At 70.6% G+C, this 9692-nt stretch carries 10 protein-coding genes; all 10 read left to right on the top strand.

Annotation, left to right across the window (positions count from 1 at the left end; all coding sequences use genetic code 11):
* Nucleotides 1-168: 168 nt before the first annotated feature.
* The 10 genes from QM582_RS16100 (at nucleotide 169) to QM582_RS16055 (ending at nucleotide 9602) form a co-directional block, all read left to right on the top strand.
* On the top strand, nucleotides 169-549 hold the full coding sequence (locus tag QM582_RS16100; protein ID WP_415086078.1) for a DUF948 domain-containing protein: 381 nt from the start codon (nucleotides 169-171) through the stop codon (nucleotides 547-549).
* On the top strand, nucleotides 549-809 hold the full coding sequence (locus QM582_RS16095; protein WP_415086076.1) for a DUF6167 family protein: 261 nt from the start codon (nucleotides 549-551) through the stop codon (nucleotides 807-809). The genes QM582_RS16100 and QM582_RS16095 overlap by 1 nt, the downstream gene beginning before the upstream one ends.
* Before the next feature lie 46 nt (nucleotides 810-855).
* Nucleotides 856-3510, top strand: coding sequence for an alanine--tRNA ligase (gene alaS / locus QM582_RS16090; RefSeq protein ID WP_415086075.1), 2655 nt, complete (start codon nucleotides 856-858; stop codon nucleotides 3508-3510).
* A 101-nt stretch (nucleotides 3511-3611) separates the two neighbouring features.
* Nucleotides 3612-4037, top strand: a complete 426-nt coding sequence (ruvX, locus tag QM582_RS16085) for a Holliday junction resolvase RuvX (protein ID WP_415086080.1) — start codon at nucleotides 3612-3614, stop codon at nucleotides 4035-4037.
* Nucleotides 4038-4058: 21 nt separating this feature from the next.
* Nucleotides 4059-5207: an endolytic transglycosylase MltG gene (gene mltG, locus QM582_RS16080; RefSeq protein WP_415086073.1), complete on the top strand. Its 1149-nt coding sequence runs from the start codon at nucleotides 4059-4061 to the stop codon at nucleotides 5205-5207.
* Nucleotides 5204-6028, top strand: coding sequence for a shikimate dehydrogenase (locus QM582_RS16075; protein WP_415086071.1), 825 nt, complete (start codon nucleotides 5204-5206; stop codon nucleotides 6026-6028). Before mltG ends, QM582_RS16075 begins: the two co-directional genes overlap by 4 nt.
* A gap of 13 nt (nucleotides 6029-6041) precedes the next feature.
* Nucleotides 6042-7229, top strand: a complete 1188-nt coding sequence (gene aroC, locus QM582_RS16070; protein WP_415086070.1) for a chorismate synthase — start codon at nucleotides 6042-6044, stop codon at nucleotides 7227-7229.
* Complete coding sequence (locus QM582_RS16065; RefSeq protein WP_415086068.1) at nucleotides 7226-7741, top strand: shikimate kinase; 516 nt, start codon at nucleotides 7226-7228, stop codon at nucleotides 7739-7741. Before aroC ends, QM582_RS16065 begins: the two co-directional genes overlap by 4 nt.
* A complete protein-coding gene (aroB, locus tag QM582_RS16060; protein ID WP_415086066.1) occupies nucleotides 7738-8886 on the top strand; it encodes a 3-dehydroquinate synthase in 1149 nt (382 codons plus the stop codon). Before QM582_RS16065 ends, aroB begins: the two co-directional genes overlap by 4 nt.
* A complete protein-coding gene (locus QM582_RS16055) occupies nucleotides 8886-9602 on the top strand; it encodes an FMN-binding negative transcriptional regulator (RefSeq protein WP_415086064.1) in 717 nt (238 codons plus the stop codon). Before aroB ends, QM582_RS16055 begins: the two co-directional genes overlap by 1 nt.
* The last annotated feature ends 90 nt before the right edge of the window (nucleotides 9603-9692 follow it).

Genomic DNA, 9692 nt, shown 5'->3' with positions numbered 1-9692 from the left:
GGCTCGCTGAGTTCAGCGAGCCCCAAATAGTTAGGCGAGCGCTGGGGTCGGGCCCGGAGGACAGAGCCCGGAGGACAGAGCCCGGGGGACAGAGCCGATCGGGTGGAGTACCCGCCGCGGCCGGTGCGTTAGGCTGCGTGGGTCACCGTCACCATGTGAGGAACGCCCATGTCCGTTGGAGAGATCGCCGGCCTGATCGCGGCCATCGCCGCCGTCGCTCTGGTCGCCTTCTGCGCTGTTCCGTTGCTCAAGCTGGGCCGGGTGCTCGAGGAGCTTCGGCTCGCCGTGCGCGACGTGGGGCATTCGTCGGTGCCGATCCTGCATGAGCTGAAGGGCACCGTGACGGCCACCAACGACGAGCTCGGCAAGCTCAGCCTGGTCACCGAGGACGTCTCCCGGGTCAGCCGGCACGCCGTCGTGGTGAGCGAGAACGCCGCGCAGCTGTCCACGCTGTTCTCGGCCACGCTGGGCGGCCCGCTGGTCAAGACCGCGGCGTTCACCCATGGCGTCCGGCAGGCGATCAAGGGCAAGCGGAAAGCGGCCAAGTGATGGGACGCCGGCTGTTCTGGTTCGCCATCGGCGTCGGCGTCACCGCCTGGCTGGTGGTCAAGGGCCGCGAATACTACGAACGCTTCACCCCCAAGGGGGTCACCGAGCAGGTCGAGAAGTCCGCCCGCAACGCCCGCGGCTGGGTCGACGAGTTCGTCTCCACGATGAGCAGCGCCATGGACGAGCGCGAACACGAGTTGCGCGAGGCTCTCGGCCTGGACGAGGCCACCGTTCCCGTCCAGGAGAGCAAGCACCACTGACCACCCGCCGGCCGATCCGGCCGGCAGATCCGATCGGACACACATCATGAAAACCGCCGAGATCCGGCGTCGTTACATCGACTTCTTCGTGCGCAACGGCCATACCGAGGTGCCGTCGACGCCGCTGGTCTACAACGACCCCACGCTGCTGTTCGTCAATGCCGGCATGGTGCCGTTCAAGCCCTACTTCACCGGCGCCGAGGACGCCCCGTTCGCCCGCGCCGTCAGCGTGCAGAAGTGCGTCCGCACCCTCGACATCGAAGAGGTGGGCAAGACCACCCGGCACGGCACGTTCTTCCAGATGAACGGCAATTTCTCCTTCGGCGACTATTTCAAGGCCGGCGCCATCGAGTACGCCTGGGAGCTGGTCACCGGCAGCCAGGCCGACGGCAACTACGGCTTCGACCCCGACAAGGTCTGGGTCACCGTCTACCTGGACGACGACGAGGCGGCCGCGCTGTGGCGCGGCGTCGGCGTCCCCGACGAACGCATCCAGCGCCGCGGGCTGAAGGACAACTACTGGCACATGGGCGTCCCGGGACCGGGCGGCCCGTGCAGTGAGATCTACATCGACCGCGGCCCCGAGTTCGGCCCGGACGGCGGCCCGGTCGTCGACGAGGACCGCTTCCTGGAGATCTGGAACCTGGTCTTCCAGACCGAGGAGCTGTCCGCGGTCCGCGCCAAGGACGACTTCGACGTCGCCGGTCCGCTGCCGAGCAAGAACATCGACACCGGCATGGGCCTGGAACGCACCGCGTACCTGTTGCAGGGCGTGGCGAATATGTACGAGATCGACGAGATCTTCCCGGTGATCACCGCCGCGGCCGAACTGGCCGGCACCCGCTACGGCGCGGACGCCCAGGCCGACGTCCGGCTCCGGGTGGTCGGTGACCACGTCCGTTCGGCGCTGATGCTGATGACCGACGGCGTCACCCCCGGCAACGAGGCGCGCGGCTACGTGCTGCGCCGGCTGCTGCGCCGCTCGATCCGTTCGATGCGGCTGCTCGGCGTCAACGACCCGGTGCTGCCTGAGCTGCTGCCGCTGTCCAAGGGCCTGATGGAGCAGTCCTACCCCGAGGTGGCCAGCCAGTGGCAGCGGGTCTCCCAGGTCGCCTACGGCGAGGAGGAGGCGTTCCGCCGCACGCTGGCGGCCGGCACCCAGATCTTCGACTTGGCGGCCACCGAAGCCAAGCGCGCCACCTCCGGCGTACTGGGCGGTGACAAGGCCTTCCAGCTGCACGACACCTACGGCTTCCCGATCGACCTGACCCTCGAGATGGCCTCCGAAGCCGGCCTCGAGGTCGACTCCGACCGGTTCCGGGTGCTGATGCAGGAGCAGAAGGACCGGGCCAAGGCGGACGCCCGGGCCAAGAAGGGCGGCACGGTCAACACCGAGGCCTACCGGACGTTGCGGGCGCCCGGCGAGACGCCGTTCCTGGGCTTCACCGAGCTCAGCGTGGATTCCCGGGTCCGCGGCATCGTCGCCGACGGCGAACTGGTCCAGGTGGCCCGGCCCGGCGACGTGGTCGAGGTGGTGCTCGACGAGACCCCGTTCTACGCCGAGGCCGGCGGTCAGGACGCCGACCACGGCGTGCTCACCGGCAACGGGCTGGCGCTCGACGTGCTCGACGTGCAGCGTCCGATCCAGGGCCTGGTGGTGCACAAGGTGCTGGTCAACGAGGGCGAGCTGACCACCGGCGCGCAGCTGCTGGCCCAGGTGGACGCCCCGGCCCGGTTCGCTGCCTGCCAGGCGCACACCTCGACGCACATCGTCAACGCCGCGCTGCGGCAGCTGCTCGGCCAGGGCACCCACCAGGCCGGCTCGTACAACAAGCCCGGCTACCTGCGCTTCGACTTCAACGCCAGCCAGGCGCTGTCCCCGGCGCTGCGCAGCGAGCTGGAAGGCGTGGTCAACGCGGCCATCCGCGACGACTTCGAGGTCACCGACCGCGAGCTGCCGCTGGACGAGGCGAAGGCGCTCGGCGCCCAGGCCATGTTCGGCGAGAAGTACGGCAACGTGGTCCGGATGGTCGAGCTGGCCGGCCCTTGGTCGCGCGAGCTCTGCGGTGGCACCCACGTCGCCCGGACGTCCCAGATCGGACTGGTGAACCTGCTCGGCGAGCAGTCGGTCGGCTCCGGCATCCGTCGGGTGGAGGCGCTGGTCAGCACCGAGGCGTTCGAGAAGTTTGCCGCCGAGCGGGCCCTGGTCGCCACCCTGTCCGACACGCTGAAGACCCAGCCGGAGCAGCTCACCGACCGGGTCGAGAAGCTGCTGGCGCAGTTGAAGGCGGCCGAGAAGCAGATCGAGACCTACCGGACCCGCGAGCTGCTGGCCGGTGCCGCCACGCTCGCCAGGAAGGCGGTCACCGTGGCCGGCGTCCGGGTGGTCGCCGAGCAGGTGGCCGGCGTGGCCGGGGGAGACCTGCGCACCATGGCGCTGGACATCCGCTCCGCCCTCGGGTCGGACGCCGCGGTGGTCGCGCTGGTGGGCGGCACCGACGCCAAACCGGTGATCGCGGTGGCCACCAACGAGGCGGCGCGCGGGCTGGGCGCGAAGGCCGGCGCGCTGGTCGGCATCGGTGCGGCCAAGCTCGGCGGACGCGGCGGCGGCAAGGACGACTTCGCCCAGGGCGGCGGCTCCAACGGTGCCGCGGCTGCGGACGCGGTCGCGGCGGTGCGCGAAGCGGTGGCCGCCCTTTGACCGGCGAGCGGGGCGATCTCGACCCACAGGTGGTTGAGCTTGTCGAAACCTCGGAGGGTCTCGACAAGCTCGACCAGCGGTCATTCCGGCGCGGTGTCCGGCTGGCCCTGGACTGGGGCAAGGCCCGCGTCGGGGTGGCTGCCTGCGACCCGGACGGCACCCTGGCCTACCCGGTGGAGACCGTGCCGACCCAAGATGCCGGACGCCGGCTGCCGCAGCTGCTGGCCGAGTACGAGCCGATCGAGGTGATCGTCGGGCTGCCCCGCACGCTGGCCGGCGACGAGGGCCCGGCTGCGGTCCACGTCCGGTCCCAGGTGGCGTCGCTGGTCGCCGCCCACCCGTCGATCGGCTGGCGATTCGCCGACGAACGACTGACCACCGTGGACGCCTCCCGCCGGCTGCAGGCGGCCGGCAGGAACACCCGTCGCCAGCGTGCCGTCATCGACCAGGCGGCAGCCGTGGCAGTCTTGGAACAGGCGCTGGCGGTGGAACGAGCAACCGGCCGGGCGCCCGGCGAACCCGCGTGATGAAGAAAGGACACTGACGTTATGGCGAACCTCTTCCGCGAACTGCGCGATCCGGAGACCGGCCGATGGGTGCCCAAGGAGGTCTGGTATCGGGTCCGCGGCGCGATCGCCGTGCTGCTCTCGCTCGGGGTGCTGCTCGGCGGCGGCTGGTTCGTCTACGGCAAGGTGCGGGACGCCTGGATCGACTACCGGACGGCGGAGGACTACATCGATCCGGCGGGTGTCGCCGACGTGGTGGTGGAGATCCCGCAGGGCGCGTCCACCAACAAGATCGCCGACCTGCTGCTGGCCGCCGACGTGATCCGCACCGCGAAGGCCTTCGACCGGGCCGCGGCGTCCGACTCGAACGTCCGCAAGATCCAGTACGGGCTGTACAAGCTGCGCACCCAGATCCCGGCGAAGACGGCGCTGCAGATGCTGCTCGACCCGGCCAACCAGATCAAGAACCAGTTCAAGATCCGCGAGGGGCTGCGGCTCTCCGAGGTGCTCACCTCGCTGGCCGAATCGACCAAGGTGCCGGAGAAGGACCTCAAGGCGGCGCTGAAGAACCGGAAGGCGTTCGGGCTGCCGAGTTGGCTGGGTTCGAGCGACGAGGGCTTCATCTTCCCCGACACCTACAACCTGCCGCTGAAACCGACCGCCACCTCGGTGCTCAAGCAGCCGCTCGGCGAGTTCAACAAGATCGTCCAGGATCTGGCCTTCGAGGAGCGCGCCAATGCGCTCGGCTACAAGCCCTACGACGTGCTGATCATGGCCAGCATCATCGAGCGCGAGGTGTTCCGCGACGAAGACCGGGCCAAGGTGGCGCGGGTGTTCTACAACCGGCTCGCCAAGGGCATGCCGTTGCAGTCGGACGCGACTATTGCCTACTCGGTGAACAAGACCGGGACGATCTGGACCAGCGACGCCGATCGCGGCAAGAAGAACAAGTCGCCGTACAATACCTATCAGCGCAAGGGCCTGCCGCCCGGTCCGATCACCGCCCCGGCCAAAAAGGCGATGGAGGCCGCGCTCAATCCCGCCGATGGCGACTGGCTGTACTTCGTCCCGATCAACCTGGACACCGGCGAGACGGTGTTCTCCGAGACCTATGCCGATCAGAAGAAGGCAGAGGCACAGCTGGCCCAGTGGTGCCTGGCCACCCCTGCGAACCGGAAGAAGTGTGCGTGAAACCACAGGCGGCCGTCCTCGGGTCACCGATCGCGCACTCGCTGTCCCCGGTGATCCACGCCGCGGCGTACGCCTGGCTGGGGCTGGACTGGGATTACGGACGCGTCGAGCTGCAGCCCGCGCAGGTGGCCGGCTTCATCGACGGGCTGGACGAGTCGTGGCGCGGGTTGAGCGTCACCATGCCGTTGAAGGAGGCCGCGGCGGCCTGCGGCATCCCGGACGCCGACGTGCTGCTGACCGGTGCCGCCAACACGGTGGTGCTGGGTGAGCAGCGCCGGGTCTACAACACCGACATCGCCGGACTCACCGACGCCCTGACCCTGGCCGGCCTGCCGCCGCTGCGGGTGGCCACGCTGATCGGCAACGGGGCCACCGCCCGCTCGGCGCTGGTGGCGCTGGTCCGGGCCGGCGTCCGGCTCGTCGAGGTGCAGGGCCGCAACCATGACCGGCTGGCCGAGTTCCGCGACTGGGCCGAGCAGCTGGACGTCGAGGTGCAGCCGCGCAGCCTGGGCGCGCCGCTCGACCCGGCCAGCGAGCTGCTGGTCTCCACGGTGCCGTCGGCCGCGCTGGAGGGCCGGCTGGACCAGTTGGAGGTCGAGCTGTGCCCGGCCCTGCGCGGGGTGTTCGACGTGATCTACCACCCCTGGCCGACCCCGCTGGCGCAGCGCGCCGAGGCGGCTGGCCGGGTGGTGCTGAACGGACTCGAATTGCTGGTCCATCAGGCTCGCCATCAGGTGCGGCTGATGACCGGGCACGATGTGCCGATCGAGGTGCTGATGTCTGCCGTGCGGGCAGAGCTCAGTGCCCGCGCCGTGTCGTGACAGACTCGCGACCATGCTGCGCTACCTGACTGCCGGGGAGTCCCATGGCCGCGCCCTGGTGGCGACCATCGAAGGAATCCCGGCCCACGTCCGGGTGGCCACCTTCGACATCGCCGAAGCCTTGGCCCGGCGCCGGCTCGGTGCCGGCCGGGGTGCCCGGATGAAGTTCGAGGCCGACGAGGTCACCCTGCTGACCGGCGTTCGGCACGGCGAGACGCTGGGTTCGCCGATCGCGATCATGATCGGCAACACCGAGTGGCCCAAGTGGGAGACCGTGATGGCCCCGGACGCGGTGGACGCCGAGGTGCTGGCCGCCCAGGCCCGCAACGCCCCGCTGACCCGGCCGCGTCCCGGGCATGCCGACCTGGCCGGCATGCAGAAGTACGACTGGGACGAGGCCCGTCCGATCCTGGAGCGGGCCTCGGCGCGGGAGACCGCGGCCCGGGTGGCGCTGGGCCGGGTGGCGAGCAATTTCCTGCAGCAGGCCTGCGGGATCACCATCGTCAGCCATGTCATCGAGCTCGGCCCGGTCCGGTCCGCGGGCACCCGGGTGCCGACCTTGGACGACCGGGACGCCATCGACGCCGACCCCGTCCGCTGCCTGGACGCCGCCGCCAGCGCCGCCATGCAGGACGAGATCGCCGCTTGTCAGAAGGCCGGCGACACCCTCGGCGGGGTGGTCGAGGTGGTCGCCCACGGCGTCCCCGCCGGGCTGGGTTCGCACAGCCAGGGCGACCGCCGGCTGGACGCGAAGCTGGCCGGCGCGCTGATGGGAATCCAGGCGATCAAGGGCGTCGAGGTCGGCGACGGCTTCGAGCTGGCCCGGACTCGCGGCAGCCTGGCCCACGACGAGATGGAGCCGGGGCCGGACGGGGTGGTCCGGCTGCGGAACCGGTCCGGCGGCACCGAGGGCGGGATGAGCAACGGCGAGCCGCTGCGGGTCCGGGCGGCGATGAAGCCGATCGCCACCATCCCGCGGGCGCTGCGCACCATCGACGTCAGCACCGGGGAGGCGGCGGTGGCGCACCACCAGCGCTCCGACGTGTGCGCCGTCCCGGCTGCCGGGGTGGTCGCCGAGGCGATGGTGGCGCTGGTGCTGGCCGAGGCCGTCCTGGAGAAGTTCGGCGGCGACTCGGTCGCCGAGACCCGGCGCAACCTGGCCGGCTACGCGGCCCGGCTGGCCGAGCGAGGACTGAGGTGAGCCCGGCCCGCACCATCGCGCTGATCGGTGCACCAGGGGCCGGAAAGAGCACGGTGGGCCGAGCGCTGGCAGACCGGCTCGGGCTGCCGTTCGTCGACGTGGACGCCTGCATCGAGGCCGAGCAGGGCCGGCTGCTCCGGGAGATCTTCGCCGACTTCGGTGAGACGCGGTTCCGCGCACTGGAACGCGACGCCTCGGCGTCCGCGCTGGCCGAGCCCGGTGTGGTCGCGGTCGGCAGCGGGGCCGTGCTGACCGCGGACGTCGCCGCGGCGCTGCGGGACGTGACGGTGATCTGGCTGCAGGTCTCGGTGGCGCAGGCCAGCCGGCGGCTCGGGCTGAACCAGGCCGGCGTCCTGGTGCTCGGCAACCTGCGGGCCACCTTGATCAGACAACTCACGGAACGGACACCGGTGTATCAGAATCTGGCCACGATCAGCGTGGACACCGATCATGCCGACGTACCCGCCATCGTGGAACGGATCGTCGCGGAACTGAAGGAGGACGACCGGTGAAGGTCTCGGCCATCGATGTCACCGCGGAGCGGCCCTATCAGGTGGTGGTCGGCACCGGAGCGCTGGAACTGCTGCCCCAGTACGTGGCCGAGCAGCGCCGGATCGCGGTGATCCATCCGCCGGTGCTGCGCGAGCAGGCGTCCCGGGTGCGGACCGCCTGCGACTGTCAGACGTTGAGCATCGAGGTGCCGGCCGGTGAGGAGGCGAAGACCGGGGAGACGTTGCAGCGCTGCTGGAACGCCCTGGCCGAGGCCGGCTTCACCCGCTCGGACGCGATCGTCGGGCTGGGTGGGGGAGCGACCACCGACCTGGCCGGATTCGTCGCCTCGACCTGGCTGCGTGGGGTCACCTACGTGTCGGTGCCCACCACGGTGCTGGGCATGGTGGACGCCGCGGTCGGCGGCAAGACCGGGATCAACCTGAGCGCAGGCAAGAACCTGGTCGGCACCTTCTACGAGCCCTACACGGTGCTGTGCGACCTGTCCTTCCTGGAGAGCCTGCCGGTGGAGGAGATCCGTTCCGGGATGGCCGAGGTGGTGAAGGCGGGGTTCATCGCCGATCCGGCGATCCTGAGCATCGTCGAGGACGATCCGGCCGCAGCCCTGGACCCGCGCGGCGAGGTGATCTGCACGCTGGTGAAGCGGGCGATCGCGGTGAAGGCCGCGGTGGTCGGCGACGACCTGCGGGAGCGGACGTCCGTCGGACGCGACATCGGACGCGAGCAGCTCAACTACGGCCACACCCTGGGTCATGCCATCGAGCGCGACCAGGACTACCGCTGGCGGCACGGCGAGGCGATCAGCGTCGGGATGGCGTTCGTCGCCGAGCTGAGCCGGCGACTGGGTCTGCTGGACGACGACACCGCGGCCCGGCACGGGATGGTGCTGCGGGCGCTGGGGCTGCCGACCAGCTACCCGGCGGAGTCCTGGCCGCGGCTGCGCGAGACGATGAACCTGGACAAGAAGACCCGGGCCTCGACGTTGCGTTTCGTGGTGCTGGAGGAGCTCGGCCGGACCGCGATCCTGGAGAATCCGGACGAGGACCTGCTGCAGGCGTCCTTCGAGGCACTGAGCGCGGATGCCGGATCGGTGACGGGCGGATCGGAGGGTCGATCCGAGACCGGCGAGTCGGGGACACTGGGCTGATGTACACGCCACGGCATTTCACCATGCCGCCGGAGTTGCAGGCCCGGATTCTGGCGGCGCCGGGGGTGGGCGATCTGATCACCCACGGCCCGTCCGGCCTGCTGGCCACTCACCTGCCCTACGTCTTCGACCCGGAGCTGGGTGAGCACGGCAGCCTGGTGCTGCACGTGGCGCGTCCGAACGCCCAGTGGCGGGAGCAGACCTCCGGCGAGTCGCTGTTCATCGTCACCCCGGCCACCGACTACATCTCGTCGCTGTGGTACCCGAGCGCCCCGGCGTCCGGCAAGTACATCCCGACCTGGGACTACGTCACCCTGCACATCTACGGCGAGCTGATCGCCCACGACGACCTGGACTGGACCACGATGGCGGCGGAACGCCTGATGGGTGCCCACGAGCGCACCCTCGGCATGGACGACATGCCCGCCGACTACGTGGCCGGCCAGCTGCGCGCCATCGTCGGCCTGCAACTGGCCATCACCCGGATCGACGCCAAGGCGAAGCTCAGCCAGAACCGGACGCCCGCCGACGTCCGCGGTGTGATCGACGGCCTGCGCGAGGCCGGCGCCGAGGACAGCGCCGGCCTGGTCGAGGAGTTCGGCCTGCCGCCCGCCGAACGCCGTGCCGCACTGGTCGCGGACGTCGCCGCCCGGCACCGTCCCGGCCCCGACAGCCTCGCCGCCGGCCAGGTGATCGGCACCCCCGACCCCCGCTGAACCAACCGGGGACGGTTCTCACCGGTTGGGGACGGTTCTCGAGGTTCGAATCTCGACCATTGGGGACAGACCTCGGCGGCAAGGTCCGTC

It is taken from the genome of Micropruina sp. (genome assembly GCF_047607385.1).
Classification (GTDB): domain Bacteria; phylum Actinomycetota; class Actinomycetes; order Propionibacteriales; family Propionibacteriaceae; genus Micropruina.
Note: the sequence above shows the minus strand (reverse complement) of the source record. Positions and strands in the feature narration are given on the sequence as shown.

Excerpts from the sequence above, each read along its gene's own strand:
- mltG (WP_415086073.1), top strand. The coding sequence starts at position 4,059 with ATGGCGAACCTCTTCCGCGAACTGCGCGATCCGGAGACCGGCCGATGG.
- alaS (WP_415086075.1), top strand. The coding sequence starts at position 856 with ATGAAAACCGCCGAGATCCGGCGTCGTTACATCGACTTCTTCGTGCGC.
- QM582_RS16055 (WP_415086064.1), top strand. The coding sequence starts at position 8,886 with ATGTACACGCCACGGCATTTCACCATGCCGCCGGAGTTGCAGGCCCGG.
- QM582_RS16100 (WP_415086078.1), top strand. The coding sequence starts at position 169 with ATGTCCGTTGGAGAGATCGCCGGCCTGATCGCGGCCATCGCCGCCGTC.
- aroC (WP_415086070.1), top strand. The coding sequence starts at position 6,042 with ATGCTGCGCTACCTGACTGCCGGGGAGTCCCATGGCCGCGCCCTGGTG.
- QM582_RS16095 (WP_415086076.1), top strand. The coding sequence starts at position 549 with ATGGGACGCCGGCTGTTCTGGTTCGCCATCGGCGTCGGCGTCACCGCC.